23 protein-coding genes are annotated in these 19,658 nt (G+C 61.7%); 2 read left to right on the top strand and 21 right to left on the bottom strand.

The annotated features are described in order from the left end of the window. Positions 1–13: 13 nt before the first annotated feature. The 9 genes from ccmI to ccmA all read right to left on the bottom strand — a co-directional run bounded on the left by ccmI (position 14) and on the right by ccmA (position 7,001). Positions 14–1,219: a c-type cytochrome biogenesis protein CcmI gene (gene ccmI / locus CW360_RS01315; RefSeq protein WP_101192467.1), complete on the bottom strand. Its 1,206-nt coding sequence runs from the start codon at positions 1,217–1,219 to the stop codon at positions 14–16. Continuing rightward, positions 1,216–1,716 (bottom strand): cytochrome c-type biogenesis protein, encoded by a 501-nt coding sequence (locus CW360_RS01310; protein WP_093985700.1) that lies wholly within the window; start codon positions 1,714–1,716, stop codon positions 1,216–1,218. Before CW360_RS01310 ends, ccmI begins: the two co-directional genes overlap by 4 nt. Next, entirely contained in the window at positions 1,713–2,252 is a 540-nt protein-coding gene (locus CW360_RS01305; protein ID WP_101192466.1) for a DsbE family thiol:disulfide interchange protein, read from the bottom strand. Before CW360_RS01305 ends, CW360_RS01310 begins: the two co-directional genes overlap by 4 nt. Further along, positions 2,249–4,222 carry a heme lyase CcmF/NrfE family subunit gene (locus tag CW360_RS01300; protein WP_093985848.1) on the bottom strand — a complete coding sequence of 658 codons (1,974 nt, stop codon included), beginning with the start codon at positions 4,220–4,222 and terminating at the stop codon, positions 2,249–2,251. Before CW360_RS01300 ends, CW360_RS01305 begins: the two co-directional genes overlap by 4 nt. A gap of 17 nt (positions 4,223–4,239) precedes the next feature. Continuing rightward, positions 4,240–4,695 (bottom strand): cytochrome c maturation protein CcmE, encoded by a 456-nt coding sequence (ccmE, locus tag CW360_RS01295; protein WP_093985702.1) that lies wholly within the window; start codon positions 4,693–4,695, stop codon positions 4,240–4,242. After that, on the bottom strand, positions 4,692–4,868 hold the full coding sequence (ccmD, locus tag CW360_RS01290) for a heme exporter protein CcmD (RefSeq protein WP_093985703.1): 177 nt from the start codon (positions 4,866–4,868) through the stop codon (positions 4,692–4,694). The genes ccmE and ccmD overlap by 4 nt, the downstream gene beginning before the upstream one ends. Beyond that, the gene (locus tag CW360_RS01285) at positions 4,865–5,620 is read right to left on the bottom strand and encodes a heme ABC transporter permease (RefSeq protein ID WP_101192465.1); all 756 of its coding nucleotides are present in this window, start codon (positions 5,618–5,620) and stop codon (positions 4,865–4,867) included. Before CW360_RS01285 ends, ccmD begins: the two co-directional genes overlap by 4 nt. Before the next feature lie 77 nt (positions 5,621–5,697). Then, positions 5,698–6,369: a heme exporter protein CcmB gene (gene ccmB, locus CW360_RS01280; RefSeq protein WP_093985705.1), complete on the bottom strand. Its 672-nt coding sequence runs from the start codon at positions 6,367–6,369 to the stop codon at positions 5,698–5,700. Beyond that, positions 6,366–7,001 (bottom strand): cytochrome c biogenesis heme-transporting ATPase CcmA, encoded by a 636-nt coding sequence (gene ccmA / locus CW360_RS01275; protein ID WP_093985706.1) that lies wholly within the window; start codon positions 6,999–7,001, stop codon positions 6,366–6,368. The genes ccmB and ccmA overlap by 4 nt, the downstream gene beginning before the upstream one ends. A 139-nt stretch (positions 7,002–7,140) precedes the next feature. Here ccmA and fliK point away from each other — a divergent pair, with 139 nt between their 5' ends. Together fliK and CW360_RS01265 are read left to right on the top strand one after the other, a co-directional pair. Beyond that, a complete protein-coding gene (gene fliK / locus CW360_RS01270; RefSeq protein WP_101192464.1) occupies positions 7,141–8,670 on the top strand; it encodes a flagellar hook-length control protein FliK in 1,530 nt (509 codons plus the stop codon). Next, the gene (locus tag CW360_RS01265; RefSeq protein WP_101192463.1) at positions 8,667–9,017 is read left to right on the top strand and encodes an EscU/YscU/HrcU family type III secretion system export apparatus switch protein; all 351 of its coding nucleotides are present in this window, start codon (positions 8,667–8,669) and stop codon (positions 9,015–9,017) included. Before fliK ends, CW360_RS01265 begins: the two co-directional genes overlap by 4 nt. A 35-nt stretch (positions 9,018–9,052) precedes the next feature. Here the strand turns inward: CW360_RS01265 and CW360_RS01260 are convergent, their stop codons facing one another. The 12 genes from CW360_RS01260 to fleN form a co-directional block, all read right to left on the bottom strand. After that, the gene (locus tag CW360_RS01260) at positions 9,053–9,442 is read right to left on the bottom strand and encodes a DUF2802 domain-containing protein (protein WP_093985849.1); all 390 of its coding nucleotides are present in this window, start codon (positions 9,440–9,442) and stop codon (positions 9,053–9,055) included. A gap of 10 nt (positions 9,443–9,452) precedes the next feature. Beyond that, positions 9,453–9,932, bottom strand: a complete 480-nt coding sequence (locus tag CW360_RS01255) for a chemotaxis protein CheW (RefSeq protein ID WP_093985709.1) — start codon at positions 9,930–9,932, stop codon at positions 9,453–9,455. Positions 9,933–10,031: 99 nt separating this feature from the next. Beyond that, positions 10,032–10,820: a CheW domain-containing protein gene (locus CW360_RS01250; protein WP_093985710.1), complete on the bottom strand. Its 789-nt coding sequence runs from the start codon at positions 10,818–10,820 to the stop codon at positions 10,032–10,034. A gap of 67 nt (positions 10,821–10,887) precedes the next feature. Then, positions 10,888–11,676, bottom strand: a complete 789-nt coding sequence (locus CW360_RS01245; protein WP_093985711.1) for a ParA family protein — start codon at positions 11,674–11,676, stop codon at positions 10,888–10,890. 84 nt (positions 11,677–11,760) lie between these two features. Beyond that, positions 11,761–12,603 carry a flagellar motor protein MotD gene (gene motD, locus CW360_RS01240; protein ID WP_101192462.1) on the bottom strand — a complete coding sequence of 281 codons (843 nt, stop codon included), beginning with the start codon at positions 12,601–12,603 and terminating at the stop codon, positions 11,761–11,763. Between the two features lie 11 nt (positions 12,604–12,614). After that, positions 12,615–13,355 (bottom strand): flagellar motor protein, encoded by a 741-nt coding sequence (locus tag CW360_RS01235; RefSeq protein ID WP_093985713.1) that lies wholly within the window; start codon positions 13,353–13,355, stop codon positions 12,615–12,617. Continuing rightward, a complete protein-coding gene (locus CW360_RS01230; RefSeq protein ID WP_093985714.1) occupies positions 13,355–14,464 on the bottom strand; it encodes a protein-glutamate methylesterase/protein-glutamine glutaminase in 1,110 nt (369 codons plus the stop codon). Before CW360_RS01230 ends, CW360_RS01235 begins: the two co-directional genes overlap by 1 nt. A gap of 42 nt (positions 14,465–14,506) precedes the next feature. Further along, a complete protein-coding gene (locus CW360_RS01225) occupies positions 14,507–16,780 on the bottom strand; it encodes a chemotaxis protein CheA (RefSeq protein WP_093985715.1) in 2,274 nt (757 codons plus the stop codon). 11 nt (positions 16,781–16,791) lie between these two features. Then, on the bottom strand, positions 16,792–17,580 hold the full coding sequence (locus CW360_RS01220; protein ID WP_093985716.1) for a protein phosphatase CheZ: 789 nt from the start codon (positions 17,578–17,580) through the stop codon (positions 16,792–16,794). A gap of 19 nt (positions 17,581–17,599) precedes the next feature. Next, on the bottom strand, positions 17,600–17,974 hold the full coding sequence (locus CW360_RS01215; protein ID WP_170307339.1) for a chemotaxis response regulator CheY: 375 nt from the start codon (positions 17,972–17,974) through the stop codon (positions 17,600–17,602). An 82-nt stretch (positions 17,975–18,056) separates the two neighbouring features. Next, positions 18,057–18,803, bottom strand: coding sequence for an RNA polymerase sigma factor FliA (gene fliA / locus CW360_RS01210; RefSeq protein WP_093985718.1), 747 nt, complete (start codon positions 18,801–18,803; stop codon positions 18,057–18,059). Next, the gene (gene fleN / locus CW360_RS01205; RefSeq protein WP_093985719.1) at positions 18,800–19,636 is read right to left on the bottom strand and encodes a flagellar synthesis regulator FleN; all 837 of its coding nucleotides are present in this window, start codon (positions 19,634–19,636) and stop codon (positions 18,800–18,802) included. Before fleN ends, fliA begins: the two co-directional genes overlap by 4 nt. Between the last annotated feature and the right edge of the window lie 22 nt (positions 19,637–19,658).

Below are 19,658 nucleotides of genomic sequence, written 5' to 3'. Positions count from 1 at the left end.
GCTAGCCTATCGATCAGGGCGCGCGGTCAATCACCAGGCGCACTGCGGCCTCACCCAGCGGTGCAGCTTCGCTGACCGCCTGCCACTCACCCTGGCTGGCATTGCCGCTGCGTGAAATGCGCGCCACGGCCTGCAACTCGCCGGCGCCCTGCAGGGTTTGCCCGGGCAACATGATGTCGGCATCGCTGAGCGTCACACTGAGCGGCAGGTCGGCCACCTTGAGACGCTTGACGGCCAGCGGCATCGGCCCGCTGGCCGGTGCACGGACAAACACGAACAGGCTGTCATCGGCTGCCACTTTGTCCTGCAAGGCCGGAGCCAGGCTGACTTCGATACGAATCTGCGCCGAGCTCTGCACCGCCGCAGCGCCAGCAGGCGCCTCGCCCTGCTCGGCAGCCGGCAGGCGTGCACGGGCCGCCTCGATACCACTCTGGATCGCCTGACGAGCCGGGTCATTGGCCGCCAGGCCATCGACCACGCGCTGCCAGTAGCCGATGGCTTCGGCAAACCGCTCATTCTCGAAGGCGTCGATACCCAGCAGGCCCAGGCTGGTCTGCTCCTGCGGATTGGCCTTGAGCGCTTCGTCGACCAAGGCCTGGATCTGCTCGTTCCACTGCCGGTCGGCGGCAAAGTACAACGCCTGCGCCCACAAGCCGAGCAGATCAGGCTCGCGCCCGGACAGCTCGACAGTACGCTGGAAGGCGCTCGCGGCTTCACCCAGGCGGTTGGCCGCCATGTAGCCACGCGCCAGGAAGAACCAGGCCTCTACCGAGGCCGGCTGATCCTTCACCGCCTGCTCCAGACGCACCACCATCTCATCCAGGCTCTGCGGCATATTCTGGCGCTGCTCTACGGTTTCCTGCACCTGCGTGCTGGCCCCCCAGTGCAGGTAAAGGGCATAGCCCAGCACGGGCATCAGCAAGGCCATGACCAGCGGCAGACCACGTCCCAGCGGATTGCTCTGCAGGCGCTCTTCGACGCCGGTGTCCTCGAGCAACTCACGGCCGGCTTCGGCCTTACCCGCCTCCAGCTGCTCGGCGCTGAGCGTGCCGGCATCATATTGCGCCTGCAGCTCGGCCAGGCGCTCCTGGTACAGGCTGACGTTCAGCGCGGTACGGTCTTCTTCGGTCTGTGCACGACGCCCGCGCACGATGGGCAACAACAGATAGGCCAGAGCGATCAGCAGCAACAGGCCGGCGGCAAGCCAGAATAGGGTCATGGGTCTTTTCGTTCCTGATCAGCGGAAGAAGCAGCATTGGCGGCCAGCAGCGCCTGCAGCCGCGCCTGCTCGGCGGCATCCAGTTGCGCCTGGCTGGCCGCCTGGGCTTGCGGGCGACGACGACGGACGATCAGCAGCAGCACCAGCAGTCCGCCGACCAGCAGCACACCCGGGCCGAACCACAGCAAGGCGGTGCTGCTGTTAAGCGGCGGGCGGTACAGCACGAAGTCGCCGTAACGGTCCACCAGGTAGCTGATGATTTCGTCATTGCGCTTGCCTTCACCGAACATGCGGAAGATTTCCCGACGCAAGTCCATGGCAATCGGCGCATCCGAGTCGGCGATGTTCTGGTTCTGACACTTCGGGCAACGCAACTCGCTGGTCAGCTCGCGAAACCGCTCGCGCTCATGGTCGTTGCGAAACTCATAGGTATCAATGGCAGCCTGAGCTGCCGTGGCGCACAGCAGCAGGGACAGCCCCAGGGCACGCAGAATCATGGGGTCGCCTCGTCGAGCAGTTGCTGATAGAGCGGCGCCAGCTTGCTGCGCCAGACGTTTTCATCGATGGCCCCGACATGCTTGGCGCGGATGATGCCCTGCTTGTCGAGCAGGAAGGTCTCCGGCGCGCCATACACGCCCAGGTCAATGCCCAGGCTGCCCTGCGGGTCTTCTATGTTGAAGCGGTAGGGATTGCCCAGGCGCTGCAGCCACTCGCGTGCCGCGGCACTGTCATCCTTGTAGTTGATGCCGTAGATGGCCACCCCCTGTGCGGCCAGGCGATTGAGCATCTCGTGCTCGGCCTTGCAAGTCGGGCACCAGGTCGCCCAGACATTCAGCAGCGCCGGTTGGCCCTTGAGCTCATCACTGTTGATGATGCGCCCCGGCTCTTCCAGCGAGCCCTGGCTGAAACTGGGCAATGGCTTGTCGATCAGCACCGAGCGCAGTTCCTTGGGGTCCAGGTACAGGCCGCGGTAGAGAAACACCGCCATGAGCAGGAATACCGCCAACGGCAGCAGCAGCATCGCCCGCTTCATGCCGTCACCCCCTGTGCGCCCAGTGCCTCGCGGACACGCTGGCGCACCTTCAGGCGATAGCGTTTGTCGAGCGCCGCCAGCACGCCACCCAGGCACATCAGCAAGCCACCCAGCCAGATCCAGCGTACGTAGGCCTTGATGTGCACGCGCACGGCCCAGGCGCCCTCTTCCAGCGGCTCACCCAATGCCACGAACAGGTCACGGGTAAAGCCGGCGTCGATGCCGGCTTCGGTCATCGGCATCTGCTGCACGGTGTACAGGCGCTTCTCCGGGCGCAACACGGCCAGTTGGCGACCCTCTTCCAGGACGCGCACGGTGGCCTTGTCGGAGATGAAGTTGGGCCCTTCAAAGTGCTCGGCACCTTCAAAAACAAAGGTATAGCCACCCAGCTCCAGGCTTTGCCCAGGCTCCATGCGCAGGTCACGTTCCTCGCTGTAGTGGCTGACCATGACGATACCCACCGCACACACCGCGACGCCCAGGTGGGCCATCTGCATGCCCCAGTAGCTCGGCGTCAGGCTGGACATGCCACGCAGCAATCCCTTGTGACGGGTCTTGTCGAGCAGGTCGCGCACCCCGGCCAGCACCACCCAGGCGGCCAGGAACACCACGGCCAGCACGGCCCAGTTGAAGTCACCGAGCAGCACGCAAGCCAGTACGCCCAGCGCCACGCTGGTCAGCAGGACCGGCGCCAGCATGCCCAGCAACCAGCGCATCGGGGTGTCCTTCCAGCGCACCAGCACACCGACCGCCATGGCCAGCATCAGTACGGCCATCAGCGGCAGGAACAGCGCATTGAAGTAGGGCGGCCCCACCGACAGCTTGGCGCCGGTGGTGGCATCGAGAATCAGCGGATACAGGGTACCCAGCAGGATGGTTGCGGTAGACACCACCAGTACGATGTTGTTGGCCAACAGCAGGGTTTCCCGCGACCACAGGGCAAAGCCCGAAGCCCCCTTGACCACTGGCGCGCGCAAGGCAAACAGGGTCAGTGAGCTACCCACGACCAGCAGCAGGAACACCAGAATGAACAGGCCACGTTCAGGGTCGGTGGCAAAGGCATGCACCGAGGTCAGCACACCGGAACGTACCAGGAAGGTGCCGAGCAGGCTCAGCGAGAACGCGGCGATGGCCAGCAGCACGGTCCAGCTCTTGAACACGCCACGTTTTTCCGTGACGGCCAGCGAGTGGATCAACGCCGTACCTACCAGCCAGGGCATGAACGAGGCATTTTCCACCGGGTCCCAGAACCACCAGCCACCCCAGCCCAGCTCATAGTAGGCCCACCAGGAGCCCAGGGTAATGCCGATGCCCAGGAAGGCCCAGGCCACCACGGTCCAGGGACGCGACCAGCGCGCCCAGGCGGCATCCAGACGTCCGCCGAGCAAGGCGGCAATGGCGAAGGCAAAAACCACCGAGAAGCCGACATAGCCCATGTACAGCATCGGCGGATGGAGGATCAGGCCAATATCCTGCAGCAGCGGATTGAGATCGCGACCATCGGCCGGAACATGCGGCAACAGGCGCTCGAAGGGATTGGAGGTGACGATGAGGAACAGCAGGAAACCGATGCTGATCATACCCATCACGGCCAGCACACGGGCCAGCATGACTTCCGGCAGCTGCCGGGAAAATACCGACACGGCCCAGGTCCAGCCGCCGAGGATCAACCCCCAGAGCAGCAGCGAACCTTCGTGGGCACCCCATACCGCGCTGAACTTGTAATACCAGGGCAGCGCCGAGTTGGAGTTGTTGGCCACGTAGGCCACCGAAAAATCATCGACCATGAAGGCCCAGGTCAGGCAGGCGAAGGACACCGCCAGCATGAAAAACTGCCCACGCGCCGCTGGCACCGCCAGGCTCATCCACAGGCGGTCGCCACGCCAGGCACCCAGCAACGGCAGGGTGGCCTGCACCAGACTCAGGCACAACGCCAGAATCAGCGCCAGGTGACCGAGTTCAGGCACCATCAGTTGAAAAGCCATCATCAATACTCCGCGGCCTTGGCCGGCTTGCTCTGCCCGCTTTCGTTGAGTGCCTTGGTCACTTCCGGCGGCATGTAGTTTTCGTCGTGCTTGGCCAGTACTTCGTCAGCAATCAATTCACCGTCATCATTCAGTCGGCCCAGCGCGACAATGCCCTGCCCCTCACGGAACAGATCGGGAAGAATGCCGCGATAACGCACCGTGACATTGGCCGCGTAGTCGGTGACCACAAAGGCCACGTCCAGCGAGTCGGCCGAACGCTGTACCGAACCTTCCGCCACCATGCCGCCGGCGCGGATGCGCGTGTGCGCAGGGGCTTCGCCATTGGCAATCTGTGTCGGCGAATAGAACAGGTTGATGTTCTGCTGCAGGGCGACCAGCGCCAAGGCCACGGCGATGCCCACACCGGCGAGCAGGCCGAGGACGATGAACAGGCGTTTCTTACGTTGCGGGTTCACTGCGCACCCTCCCGGCGCAGACGGCGCGCCTCTTCCTGCAGATAACGACGGCGCGCCAGCAGCGGCAGCGCCACATTGAGCAGCACCACCAGGAAGCTGATGCCGTAGGCGGACCAGACATAGGGGCCATGGCTGCCCATGGCGAGAAACTCGGAAAACGAGGCAAAACTCATCGAACCTTCTCCAGCAAGCGGCTCATCTCGGCCTTGACCCAACTGGTGCGCGCTTCCCGGCGCAGCACTTCCAGACGCATGCGCATCAGCAGCACGGCACCAAAGAAGCAGTAGAAACCCAGCACCATCAGCAGCAGCGGCAGCCACATTTCCGGTGCCATGCTGGCCTTGCCGGTGACGGTGAAGGTGGCAGGCTGGTGCAGGGTGTTCCACCAGTCCACCGAGTACTTGATGATCGGGATATTCACCGCCCCCACCAGCGCCAGCACGGCACAGGCCTTGGCGGCACTGTCACGGTTGGTGATGGCCTGGCCCAGCGCAATCACCCCGAAATACAGGAACAGCAGAATCAGCATGGAAGTCAGCCGGGCATCCCACACCCACCAGGCGCCCCAGGTGGGCTTGCCCCACACGGCACCGGTCAACAGGGCAATGAAGGTCATCCACGCGCCAATCGGTGCTGCCTGCTGCAGCGCCACATCGGCCAGTTTCATTTTCCAGACCAGGCCAACCAGGCCTGCCACGGCCATCATCAGGTAGCACGACTGGGCAAGAAAGGCGGCGGGCACGTGGATGTAGATGATGCGGAAGCTGTTGCCCTGCTGGTAATCCGGCGGCGCAAAGGCCAGCCCCCAGACCGTACCAACCAGAATCAGCAGGATTGCCGCGACACTCAGGCCGCGCAGCCACAGGCTGCTGATTTCATAGAACCACTTGGGCGAGCCCAGCTTGTGAAACCAAGTCCAATTCATGGTCTGACTCATCATCTCGCTAATTACTGGATGAAGCCCACGCTTCATGCCTCATTCACATCGCCCCGCAGAGCGGTTCACTCACCGACGCTGATGGTCAGCCCTGCCGCAATGGCAAAGGGGGTCAACGTCACCGCCAGTGCCGTCAGGCTACCCAGCCAGAACAACTGCCCCACCGCCGGCAAGCCCTGCAATGCGGCCTGCATGGCACCACTGCCGAGGATCAGCACCGGGATGTACAGCGGCAGGATCAGCAAGGCCAACAGCAACCCACCGCGTTTGAGGCCCACGGTCAGTGCCGCCCCCACCGCGCCGAGCAGGCTGAGAATCGGCGTACCCAGCAACAGCGACAGCAACAGCACCGGCACGCAACGTCCTGGCAGGCCCAGCATCAGCGCCAACAAGGGCGCCAGCAGAACCAGCGCCAACCCGGAAAACAGCCAGTGCGCGCACACCTTGGCCAGCACCAGCAGAGGCAAGGGGTGTGGCGACACCACCCACTGCTCCAGCGAACCATCTTCGAAATCACTGCGGAACAGGCCGTCCAGCGACAACAACACGGCGAGTAGTGCCGCCACCCAGATCAGCCCGGGCGAGAGGGTCTGCAACAACTGGGTCTCCGGGCCAACGGCCAGGGGAAACAGGGCAATCACAATGGCAAAGAACACCAGCGGGTTGGCCAGCTCAGCCGGTCGCCGGCACAGCAGCCGGGCCTCACGCTTGAGCAACAGGGTAAAGACGTTACTCATGCGGCGATCTGTCCCAAATCAAGTTCCCGGTAACCTGCCGGCTTGTCCTGCAGGTTGTGGTGTGTGGTGAGAATGACCAGCCCGCCCTGCTCGCAGTGGGACGCCAGATGGCGCTCCAACTGGGCTACACCGTGCTTGTCGAGGGCCGTGAACGGCTCATCGAGAATCCACAGGGGCGGTGCCGGCAGGTACAGTCGGGCCAATGCCACGCGGCGCTGCTGGCCCGCGGAGAGGGTATGGCAAGGTACATCCTCAAAACCGCGCAGGCCCACGGCGGCCAGCGCCTGCCAGATCGCCTCGCGGTCCTGGGTGACGTGCAGGGCGCTCAGCCACAAGAGGTTTTCCTCGGCGGTCAGCAGCCCCTTGATACCGGCGGCATGACCAATCCACAACAGGTTGCGCGCCAGGGCATGACGTTGGGTATGCAGCGGCTGGCCCTGCAGGAGAATCTCCCCGGCCGTGGGCTGCATCAGTCCGCACAACAGGCGCAGCAGGCTCGTCTTACCACTGCCGTTGGGACCACTGATCTGCAGCATTTGCCCGGGCAGCAACTGCAGGTCGAGATGCTCGAAGAGCAAACGCCAGTCGCGCTCGCAGGCAAGTGACTGGGTTTCGAGGAAGGGACTGGTCACGGCACGGCGCCTGTCAAGGTTCAAGTCGGGGGTGCTACGGCCGCTATACTGGGCGTACCCTGGGCGGCCAAAGTGAGCGGCATTATACACAGCCGCCGGAACGCTCTAAGCACGCATTTTCAACAGGTTGTAACCCGCCATGGTGGAAATCAGCAGCACCCGCGCCACCCCACCCTGCCCGCCGCTACGCCCATCAGTCGGCAGCGTCGAGCTGGCAGTACGTCTGCTGCAACCACTCGATCAACTGCTCGAAGCGGGCCAGACAGCCAAAGCGGAAGTCCTCCAGCTTCGCGAGGCCGCCAACAGTTTCCAGTTGGTATTGCGCCTGCAACTGGACAACGGCCAGAGCAGTACCCTGCAGGCGCAGAGCAGCCGTCCCCTGCCGATCGGCGAGCAGGTCCTGCTCACCGCACTATCCGCCACCCAGGCCAGTCTGCGCCCGCAAGGTGCCGCCAGTCAGGCGCTGCAACAGCTCGACCTGCACTTACTGCCGACCGGCAGCCTGTTGCAGGGCAAAGTGCTCGACAGCCAGTCACAGCTCGACGCACAAGGCCGTCAACAGTTCCGAATCGTGCTCAGCCTACTCAACACACCGCTGGCCGGACGCCAGCTGCTGATCGACTCACCACAACCGTTACCCAACGGCAGCCTGCTCACCGCACAGGTACAGGGCAGCCAGCAGTTGCTGTTCCTGCCGCTGAGCCAACAGCTCGATCAGCTGGCTGTACAGCAACAGCTGCAAGGCCAGCTGGCCAACCAGGTCTCACTACAACCGCTACTCAAGGCGCTACCCGCCCTGCTACAGGCCAAGGGCCTGCCGGAAGGCGTGCAACAGAGCCTGCGACAATTATTCGCAGGCCTGCCCGAGCTGGAGCAGTTGAGCAACCCCAAGCAATTGGCCCAGGCCATGGAGAATGCCGGCAGCCTGCTGGAAAACCGCTTGTTGAGCGGCCAGCTCGGCACGCTGCCACACGACTTCAAAGCCAACCTGCTGCGCCTGCTCGGCCAGCTTCTGCCACATAGTCCGCAACAGGCTCTGGCACAGGCGTTCAGTCTCGGCCAGGGCCAGGGTAGCCAGGCCCTGCCGGCCTTCTTCCGCCAGGCACTGGGCGCTCTGGGCCAGAGCAGCACTCGCCAGCCTGCAGGCTTTCCCCTGCCAACGCGCCTGCTGCAGGACATGGAAGGCGAAGCTGATCTGGAAACCCTGCTAAAACTCGCAGCGGCGGCGGTATCCCGTTTGCAGAGCCATCAACTGGCCAGCCTGGCGCAAAACCAGACACTGCCCGATGGCACTCAGCTGACCACTTGGCAAATGGAGCTGCCGGTACGCCAACAGCAGGACATCGTGCCCGTGCAGGTGCGCGTCCAGCACGAGGAGCCTGACCAAGCCAGTGAACGGGAAAGCCTCTGGCGGCTTGATCTGGCCTTCGACCTGCCGCCACTGGGCGCCTTGCAGGTACAGGCACAGCTGCTGCGCGGCACCCTGAGCAGCCAACTGTGGGCCGAGCAGGCCAGTACTGCTTCACTGATCGAGCAGGAACTGGAGCACCTGCGCCAACGCCTCAAGGCCGCCGGCCTACAGGTTGGCGAACTGGCCTGCCGGCACGGCATGCCAGCTCAGGGGGCAAGCACACAACTCAGTCATCGCTGGGTGGATGAAACCGCATGAGCACGAGCAAGCATCAGGCACCACGCCAGGCCATTGCCCTGCGCTACGACGGACGCACTGCGCCGAATCTGACCGCCAAGGGCGATGACGAGCTGGCTGAGGCGATTCTCGCCATTGCCCGGGAATATGAAGTACCGATCTACGAAAATGCCGAACTGGTCAAACTGCTCGCTCGCCTGGAACTGGGCGAGGCCATTCCCGAAGCGCTGTACCGCACCATTGCCGAGATCATCGCCTTTGCCTGGCATTTGCGCGGCAAATGCCCGCTACCTCGCGGCACCGCCAGCGACACTGGGGAAGACGGTTTGCTCTGCCTGGCAGGGCCAGGCGGCAGGAAAGACGTTTAACCGCACAGCAGGGAAACAGAATGCCCAGGAAAACACTAGCCGCGGGGGGCCTGATGCAGCCTGCTGATCAACTCGGCCTCGGCCTTGCTCAGACCGCAGGACTGGGTGAGGTCATCGACACTGGCCCCCATGCCCACTAGGCGCGCGGCCTGGGTGAAGGACAGTGAACTGGGATCGCGCTGCTCGATCTGGTTGAGTTTCTCCGGCAGCGGCGCTACCACCCGGCGCAACTCATAGAGTTCTTCACCCATACGGATGCTGCCGGTCAGGTAGGTATCCAGGCGCTTGTTCAGCTCGCGCAGGCGCTGTTCAAAACCACGAGCCTGCACCTGCTGCTGTTCAGCCTGCTCACGCAGGCGGCGGGCCAACCACAGGCAAAACCCCAGTAGTCCGGCGCACAGCACCAGCAGGCCGCCCAGCGCCATTTCCAGCAACTCAGATACTCTCCAGCTCGGACCACTCTTCCTCGCTCATCATCTTGTCGAGTTCAACCAGAATCAGCAGCTCGCCGTTCTTGTTGCACACGCCCTGGATGAACTTGGCGGATTCGTCGTTCCCGACATTCGGTGCCGTTTCTACTTCCGACTGGCGCAGGTAGACCACCTCGGCCACGCTGTCGACCAGGATACCCACCACCTGCTTGTCCGCCTCGATGATAACGATGCGGGTATTGTCGGTAACCGGCGCAGAATCCAGGCCAAAGCGCTGGCGGGTATCGATAACCGTCACCACGTTGCCACGCAGGTTGATGATGCCCAGCACATAGCTAGGCGCGCCCGGCACCGGAGCAATCTCGGTGTAGCGCAGCACTTCCTGCACCTGCATCACGTTGATGCCGTAGGTTTCGTTATCCAGGCGGAAAGTCACCCACTGCAGGATGGGATCTTCGGAACCTTGTGCTGAACTCTTCTTCATGTTCCCTAGCCTCGTCTTGAGCCGCCAGCGGCGGCGAACGTGGGTACCAATCCCACTGTTGTATTCACTATAGCCGGCCTCACGGCCCGCTTGTCACCTTCAGGTTGCCATGCGCTTGACCGCACCGCTGGCAATCAACTCAGCCAGCGCGGTGACGTCCAACAAGGCACACATGTGTTCAATCACCGTGCCAGCCAGCCATGGCCGCTGTGCACGCTGCGCACGCCACTTGATCTGTGCCGGCTCCAGGCGAATGGAACGACTGACCTGATGCACCGCCAGCCCCCACTCGTAACCCTGCACGGATATTACGTACTGTAGCCCTTCGCGGAAATCCTCACGATAGCGTTCCGGCATCACCCAGCGGGCCGTGTCGACCACTTTCAGGTTGCCTGCCTGACACGGCAGGATGCCGAGAAACCACTCAGGCTGGCCAAACAACGGGGTCAGCTCCTGTCCGTCCAGCGGATAGATACTGCCCAGGCACACCAACGGCACCGCCAGGGTCAAACCGGCCACATCGAACAGCAGGCATTCGAAAGCCTCCTCTCCCCAACTCGGACGTCCCTCCAGGGACAAGGGGTTATGCGGCGGAACAGCCGGCGCCTCGACAGCAGCCTCGACGAGTGGCTCGGCCAACGCCGCTGACAGAGGCTCGGCGGGCGGCTCTACAGGCGCAACAGGCAGATCAATACGCGCAACGGGCTCGGCTAGCGGCGCCGCGCTGGCAAGCAGGCGCGCATCACGCACCTGTTCCTCCAGTACGGCAGCCTGGAACTCATCCAGTTCGGCCTGCTCCAGCTCGACCGCCGCCTCCTGCAGCAGGGCATCCAGATAACTCTGCAACGCCAGCTGCGGACGGGTGGCAGTTACCGGCACACGATTCATAAAGCCATCCAACCTTCTTCAATAGTCACTCTATCGGCCATGTCGTGGAGATTCTTGAGCCCAGCCCTCAGGCTACCTGCGTGACACCCTGTTGGCTGAGCAGGTGCTTGAGCAGTGCTCGGTAGGCAATCACCCCGCGACTTTTCGCATCGAACTGCGAAGGGGTCTGTCCTGCCCGACTGGCATCACGCAGGCGCGTATCCACCGGTATATAGGCAGGCCACAAGTGTTCTGGATAGGCATTGCGCAATGTACGCAGGGTCTGCAAAGAAGCCTGGGTACGCCGATCAAACAGCGTCGGCACGATGCTGTAGGGCAATGCCTGCTTGCGCGAACGATTGATCATCTGCAAGGTGCTGACCATGCGCTCCAGGCCTTTGACAGCGAGGAATTCGGTCTGCACCGGGATCACCAGCTGCTGGCAGGCTGCCAACGCATTGACCATCAGCACGCCAAGCAGCGGCGGGCTGTCGATGATGGCAAAGTCGTACTGCTGCCAGAGTTGCGCAAGACTCTTGGCAATCACCAGGCCCAGGCCACTCTGCCCCGGTGACTGACGCTCCAGGGTTGCCAACGCCGTGCTGGAGGGCAGCAGGGCCATGCGCTCATGGCTGGTCGGCAACAACAGGCTGGCCGGCAGCCCTTCAGCCACCTGGCCGTGGTCGAGAAACAGATCGAAACAGCTATGTTCCAAAGCGTCGGGATCATGCCCGAAGTAACTGGTCATCGAACCATGCGGATCAAGATCGACCAGCAACACGCGCTTGCCGGCATCGGCCAACAAGCCCGCCAAGGCAATGGACGTAGTGGTCTTGCCGACCCCACCTTTCTGATTGGCAACTGCCCAGACTCTCATCGTACGCTTCCAGCCGGCCCGCAGCGGACCTGCACAGGTCAACCGCAGCCAGGCCGCGAATGACAGGGAATTGACGGACTGCGCTTAAGGCGCAGAGCTTGCAGGAGCATTTGCAGGTTGCGTGCCAGCTCGTTGCAAGGCCGCGTCCGGAGTGGCATTGCCACTGCCTACGCCACTCACACTGCGGCGCACTTCGAGATTGCGTGACACCACCAGCACTACCCGGCGATTACGCGCTCGCCCATCCGGCGTGGCATTGTCGGCTACCGGCTGAAATTCGCCATAACCCACTGCAGCCAGGCGTGACGGATCAACTCCGTCCATCGCCAACAGGCGCACGATACTGGCTGCACGAGCAGTAGACAGCTCCCAGTTGCTGGGAAACAACACCGTACTGATCGGCACGTTATCGGTAAAACCCTCCACGTGCACCGGGTTCTCGTAAGGCGCCAGAATCTTGGCGACCTTATCGATGAGCACGAAGCCGTTCTCGTTGGGAATGGCATCACCACTAGAAAACAGCAGATTGGAGTTCAGCTCGATCTCTACCCATAACTCGTTGCCACGCACCGTCAATTGGTCACTGGAGATCAGGTCACCAAAGGCTTCACGTACGCTGTCGGCAATGCTGACCAGCGGGTCTGTGGGCGCGTCAGGGGCGCCTGTGCCCTGCTGTTGCTGCTCGCCCTGCTCGGGGTTGAGCAACACCGCCGGCTCCTCGCCAATGGGAATCGGCCGAATGGCGCGTTCGGGCTGGTTAAACACACCCACCAGCGAGTCGGAAAGAATCTTGTACTTGCCCTCATTGATCGAGGAGATCGAATACATCACCACAAAGAAGGCAAACAGCAAGGTAATGAAGTCGGCGTAAGAAACCAGCCAACGCTCATGGTTTTCGTGTTCTTCTTCGATGCGGCGACGCGCCATGGCTCGCTCTCCTAGCCAATGAAGCCCTGCAGCTTCAATTCGATGGAGCGCGGATTTTCGCCTTCGGCAATCGACAACAGCCCTTCCAGAAGCATTTCCCGGTAGCGCGACTGGCGCTGGGCAATCGCCTTTAGCTTGTTGCCGATCGGCAGCAGCAGCAGGTTGGCCATACCGACACCATAGATGGTGGCGACAAACGCCACGGCAATGCCACTGCCCAACTGGCTGGGATCGGCCAGGTTGCCCATGACGTGGATCAGACCCATCACCGCGCCGATGATGCCAATGGTCGGTGCATAGCCGCCCATACACTCGAACACCTTGGCCGCCTGGATGTCACGCGCCTCCTGGGTATACAGGTCGACTTCGAGGATGCTGCGAATCGCTTCCGGCTCGGCACCATCGACCAGCAACTGCAAGCCCTTGCGCGCATAGGGGTCCAGCTCGGTTTCGGCAATCGGTTCGAGTCCCAGCAGGCCTTCCTTGCGCGCCGTCATGCTCCAGCCGACGACCTTGTCGATGCCGCCCAGCAGATTGATACGCGGCGGTAGGAAGATCCAGCCAACCACCTGCAAGGCACGTTTGAACACCGGAACCGGCGTTTGCAGAAAAGCCGCCCCCAGTGTCCCACCCACGACAATAAGCGCCGCGGGGCCATTGAGCAGTGAACCGACATGCCCGCCCTCGAGAAAGTTGCCGCCGACTATCGCCACGAAGGCCAGCACCAGCCCGATGACGCTCAACACATCCATCAGATACAGGCCTCGGCCAGGTGCCGACCGATGTCATCCAGGCTGTATACCGCATCGGCCAGATTGGCCTTGACCACCGCCATGGGCATGCCATAGATGACACAACTCGCCTCATCCTGCGCCCACACCTGGCTGCCACTCTGTTTGAGCAGGCGCGCTCCTTCACGACCATCGGCGCCCATACCCGTCAGCACCACGGCCAGAACCTTGTCGTTATAGGACTTGGCTGCCGAACCAAAGGTAATGTCCACGCAGGGCTTGTAGTTGAGGCGCTCATCACCCGGCAGAATCTTCACCACGCCACGGCCATCGACCATCATCTGCTTGCCACCGGGAGCCAACAAAGCCAGCCCCGGGCGCAGCACATCGCCATCCTCGGCTTCCTTGACAGAAATTCGACAGAGCTTGTCGAGGCGCTCGGCAAAAGCCTTGGTAAAGGCAGCCGGCATGTGTTGGATGAGCAGGATCGGCGCCGGAAAATTGGCCGGCAACTGAGTCAGTACGCGTTGCAAGGCCACCGGCCCCCCCGTGGAGGTCCCAATGGCCACCAGCCGATAGGATTTGCGCTTGGGTGCCGGGCTAGTCGCTGCGGGGGCAACCGACGCGCTCTGACGCACACTGCCTGGCGAGGCACTGCTTGCTGCACTCGGACGTGGCGCTACGACAGGCGCGCTGCTCGGCACAGCAGGCTGCGGCTGACTGGCGCGCCGATTGCTACGGGCAATGGTGTGGATCTTCTCGCAGAGCAGTTGCTTGACCTTCTCCGGGTTGCGCGAGATGTCTTCGAAATTCTTCGGCAGAAAATCCACCGCACCGGCATCCAGGGCATCGAGCGTTACCCGTGCGCCTTCGTGGGTAAGCGAGGAAAACATCAGTACCGGGGTCGGGCAGCGCTGCATGATGTTCTTCACTGCCGTGATGCCGTCCATCATCGGCATCTCGTAATCCATGGTGATCACATCCGGCTTTAGCGCCTGGGCCTGCTCAATGGCTTCACGACCGTTGGTCGCGGTGCCGACAACCTGGATATTGGGATCGGCACCGAGGATTTCCGACACCCGACGCCGGAAAAAACCGGAGTCGTCCACCACCAGAACCTTGACAGCCATACACTCTCCTAACAGGCAGCAGACATCACTACTGCCAAACAATCAGATTCGACGTGCGTAGCGCTTGAGCATGCTCGGTACGTCGAGGATCAGGGCGATACGACCGTCGCCAGTAATGGTGGCGCCGGACATGCCAGGCGTGCCTTGCAGCATCTTGCCCAGTGGCTTGATCACGACTTCCTCCTGGCCAACCAACTGGTCGACCACGAAGCCGATACGCTGGCTGCCTACGGTGAGGATCACCACATGACCTTCGCGCTGATCTTCCTGGAAAGCATGCGGCACCAGCCAACGCTTGAGGTAGAACAGGGGTAGCGCCTTGTCACGGACGATCACCACTTCCTGGCCATCCACCACGTTGGTACGCGACAGATCGAGATGGAAGATCTCGTTGACATTGACCAGCGGGAAGGCAAAAGCCTGATTTTCCAGCATGACCATGAGTGTCGGCATGATTGCCAGCGTCAAGGGCACCTTGATGACGATGCGCGAACCCTGGCCTTTTTGCGAGAACACGTTGACCGTGCCGTTGAGCTGGGAAATCTTGGTTTTCACCACATCCATGCCCACGCCACGCCCGGACACGTCGGAAATCTCCGTTTTGGTGGAGAAACCGGGAGCGAAGATCAGGTTATAGCACTCCAGATCACTCAGCCGATCCGCAGCATCCTTGTCCAGCAGGCCTTTCTCCACGGCCTTGGCACGCAGCACATCGGCATCCATCCCTTTGCCGTCGTCAGTGATCATCAGCAGAATGTGATCGCCTTCCTGCTCCGCGGACAACACCACTCGACCGGTACGAGGCTTGCCCGCCGCCTCGCGTTCCTCCGGTGTTTCCACACCGTGGTCAACAGCATTACGCACCAAGTGCACCAGTGGATCAGCCAAAGCCTCGACCAGGTTCTTGTCGAGGTCGGTTTCTTCACCCACCAGCTCCAGATTGATTTCCTTCTTCAGGTTGCGCGCCAGATCACGCACCAGGCGAGGGAAACGCCCAAAGACTTTCTTGATGGGCTGCATGCGGGTCTTCATGACCGATGTCTGCAAGTCAGCCGTCACCACATCCAGATTGGACACGGCCTTGGCCATGGCCTCGTCTTCGCTGTTCAGGCCAAGACGCACCAGCCGGTTACGCACCAGAACCAGTTCACCCACCATGTTCATGATTTCATCCAGCCGTGCGGTATCGACCCGCACGGTGGTCTCTGCTTCACTGGCCGGCTTGTCGGCAGCCGCCGGGGCAGCAGCCCGGGCAGCTGCGGGCGCGGCGGCAGCGGGTACCGGGGCAATCGCTGGCTTACTGGCAGCTGGCTTGGCAGGTTCTGGCTTGGTCGATGTTGTCGCCGGCTTTGCCGCGCTGACACTAGCTTGGGCATTGGCTGGCTCAGCGGCTTCGGCCGGCGGCACAAACTTGCCCTTGCCATGCAACTGATCTAGCAAGGCTTCGAATTCGTCATCGGTAATATTGTCGCCTGCCGGCACTGCAGGGCTGGATGCCGCTAGCGGAGCTGCCGGAGCCACGGAAGGGGCAGCAGGCGCTTCGTCAACGACAAACTTGCCCTTGCCGTGCAATTGATCAAGCAGTGCCTCGAACTCGTCATCGGTGATCTCGTCACCGCCTGCCACGGCAGCAGCGGGTGCTGGCGCAACAGGGGTAGCAGCGGCAACGGGTGCAGCAACAGGCGCCGAGCTATCGACAGCGAACTGTCCCTTGCCATGCAACTGATCCAGCAGCGCCTCGAACTCGTCGTCGGTAATCTCGTCGCTACTCGCTGCTGCTACCTCGTTTGCTGGCGCCGGGGAGCTTGGAGCATCGGCCGCTTGCAGCAGTTGCTCGAACTCGTCATCGCTGACTACTTCTGCAACGTCTTCGACCGGAACCTCAGCCGGCTCGACAGTGGCAGTCTCGCCCACATCCTCATCACCGCCGGGCTGCGCCAGGCGTGACAAGGCCGCCAAGAGGTCTGGATGCGCCGGGGTTGGCTCGCAGCGCTCACGCACCTGGCTAAACATCTCATTGACCGTATCCAGCGCCTGCAGGACCACGTCCATCAGATCCGAGGTTACGCGGCGTTCACCCTTACGTAGGATGTCGAAGACGTTCTCGGCAATGTGGCAGCACTCGACCAGCGCATTGAGCTGGAGAAAGCCTGCGCCACCCTTGACCGTGTGGAAGCCGCGGAAAATGGCATTGAGCAGGTCCATGTCATCCGGACGGCTTTCCAGCTCGACCAGTTGCTCGGACAAGTGTTCGAGAATCTCGCCAGCCTCTACCAGAAAGTCCTGGAGGATTTCTTCATCGGCGTCGAAGCTCATGCAGGTGCTCCCTAGAATCCCAGACTGGATAGCAGATCATCGACGTCGTCCTGACCGGACACCACGTCTTCACGCTTATCGGCATGGATCTGCGGACCTTCACCCCGGGAAGGCTCTTTTTGTTGTGCTTGTTCGCTGCGCAACTGCTCACGATCATGATGAATACCGGCAAAACGGTCGACGTGACTGGCCATCAACACCAGTTTGAGCAAGCTGTTCTCCACGTCGGCCACCAGCGCGGTGACTTTCTTGATCACCTGACCGGTCAGGTCCTGATAGTCCTGAGCCAGCAGGATATCGTTCATCTTGGCACTGAGCTGGTCGGCATTGTGTTGACTCTGGCCAAGGAACTGTTCGACACGCCTGGCCAGATCACGAAATTCTTCGGCCGACATTTCCCGGCGCATGAAGCGCCCCCAGTCATTGCGCAGGCCTTGCGCAGCCTGGCTCATTTCGCCAAGCAGGGGCGTGCTTTCTTCCACCAGGTCCATGGTGCGATTGGCGGCCTTCTCGGTCATTTTCACCACATAACCCAAGCGGTCCGTCGCATCAGCAATCTGCGACACTTCCTGAGCATGTGGCGAGGCCGGATCGATCTGGAAATTGACGATGGCGTTGTGCAGCTCACGGGTGAGCTTGCCGACTTCCTGGTACAGGCCGCGATCACGGACCTGGTTCAATTCATGGATAAGCTGGACCGCACCGCTGACATTGCCCATTTCCAGGGTCTCGATCAGCTCACGGGCATGTGTTTTCAGCGTCGACTCCAGGTCAAGCGCATTTGCTTCGTTGTACGCCATAGTGCCCTCGCGGCAGACATCAGCCGTTGACCCGCTCGAAAATCTTGTCGATTTTTTCTTTCAACACCTGGGCGGTGAAGGGCTTGACCACATAACCATTCACCCCGGCCTGCGCCGCTTCGATGATCTGGTCGCGTTTGGCCTCGGCAGTCACCATGAGCACCGGCAAATGCTTGAGCCGCTCATCAGCACGCACCGCACGCAACAGGTCGATACCGGTCATACCGGGCATGTTCCAGTCGGTGACCAGGAAGTCGAAGCTGCCACTCTGCAACATGGGCAACGCCGTAGTGCCGTCGTCGGCCTCGGACGTATTGGTAAAGCCCAGGTCACGCAAGAGGTTCTTGATGATCCGTCGCATCGTCGAAAAATCGTCAACGATGAGGATTTTCATATTCTTGTCCAAGTCGACCTCCGTACAGTCTCAAACGCATTCCCCTGGAATACGCCCTCTCATTCGTAAAACCGGCGGCTGATCAGCTCGCCCGCCACTCACTGAGCCTAGCGCGCAAACGTGCCGCGCATTGGCTATGTAGCTGACTGACGCGGGATTCGCTGACCCCCAGCACTTCGCCGATTTCCTTCAGGTTCAATTCTTCATCGTAATACAGGGCCAACACCAGGCGTTCACGCTCCGGCAGCGCACCGATGGCCTCACTCAACGCCTGCTGAAAACGCGCCTCTTCCAATTCCTGTCCCGGCCCACCATGGCTACGCGCCATATCATCACGGCTGCCGCCCTGATCGCCGTCCTGCAGCAGGTCGTCGAAACTGAACAGGCGGCTGCCCAGCGTGTCGCTCAGAATGCCGTAGTAATCTTCAAGACTCAATTGGAGTTCGGCCGCAACCTCTTGATCTTTAGCGTCTCTTCCCGTTCTTGCCTCGATGGCACGAATTGCTTCGCTGACCATACGCGTATTACGGTGTACCGAGCGGGGCGCCCAGTCGCCCTTGCGCACCTCGTCGAGCATGGCGCCACGAATGCGGATGCCGGCATAAGTTTCAAAACTGGCACCCTTGCCGCCATCGTATTTTTTCGAGGCTTCCAGCAAGCCAATCATGCCGGCCTGCATGAGATCCTCAACCTGCACGCTGGCCGGCAGTCGGGCCAACAAGTGATAGGCAATGCGCTTGACCAACGGCGCATAGCGCTCGACCAACTGATGCTGTGAGTCCTGCGCCTGCGCCTTACTGTACATACGAAGTCCACTGGCTGCTGTCATAGGGCCGTTCCCGCCGTCGAAGGCTGCACCAAACGCTCGACAAAAAACTCCAGATGGCCGCGCGGATTGGCCGGCAGCGGCCAACTGTCGACCTTCTGGGCAATTGCCTTGAACGCCAGGGAGCACTTCGAACGCGGGAAGGCTTCGTAGACTGCGCGCTGTTTCTGCACAGCCTTGCGGACCGACTCGTCGTAAGGCACGGCGCCCAGGTATTGCAGGGCCACATCGTCGAGAAAGCGATCGGTTACCTTGGTCAGTTTAGCAAACAGATTGCGGCCTTCCTGCGGGCTATGGGCCATGTTGGCCAGCACGCGGAAACGGTTCATGCCGTAGTCGCGATTGAGCAACTTGATCAACGCATAGGCGTCGGTGATCGAGGTAGGCTCATCGCAGACCACTACGATCACCTCTTGCGCCGCACGCACGAAGCTGACAACGCCGTCACCAATGCCGGCGGCGGTATCCACCACCAGTACATCGACGTTATCGCCAATCTCGCTGAAGGCCTGGATCAGGCCTGCATGCTGCATGGGCGATAGCTGTACCATGCTTTGCGTGCCAGACGCCGCGGGGACGATACGAATGCCTCCCGGCCCCTGGATCAGCACATCCTTGAGATCGCACTCGCCATTGATCACGTCAGCCAGGGTCCGCTTGGGCGTCAGGCCGAGCAGTACATCCACATTGGCCAACCCCAGGTCGGCGTCCAGCAGCATCACCCGCCGCCCCAGATCGGCCAGCGCCAGCGACAGATTGACCGATACATTGGTCTTGCCGACGCCGCCCTTGCCACCGGTTACCGCGATTACCTGTACGGGATGCATACTGCCCATTTCTCCACACACCTTGTAGGGC

It is taken from the genome of Pseudomonas fluvialis, from assembly GCF_002835605.1.
In the GTDB taxonomy this organism is placed as follows: domain Bacteria; phylum Pseudomonadota; class Gammaproteobacteria; order Pseudomonadales; family Pseudomonadaceae; genus Aquipseudomonas; species Aquipseudomonas fluvialis.
The sequence above is the reverse complement of the archived record's forward strand: the minus strand, read 5'-3'. Positions and strand labels throughout refer to the sequence as shown.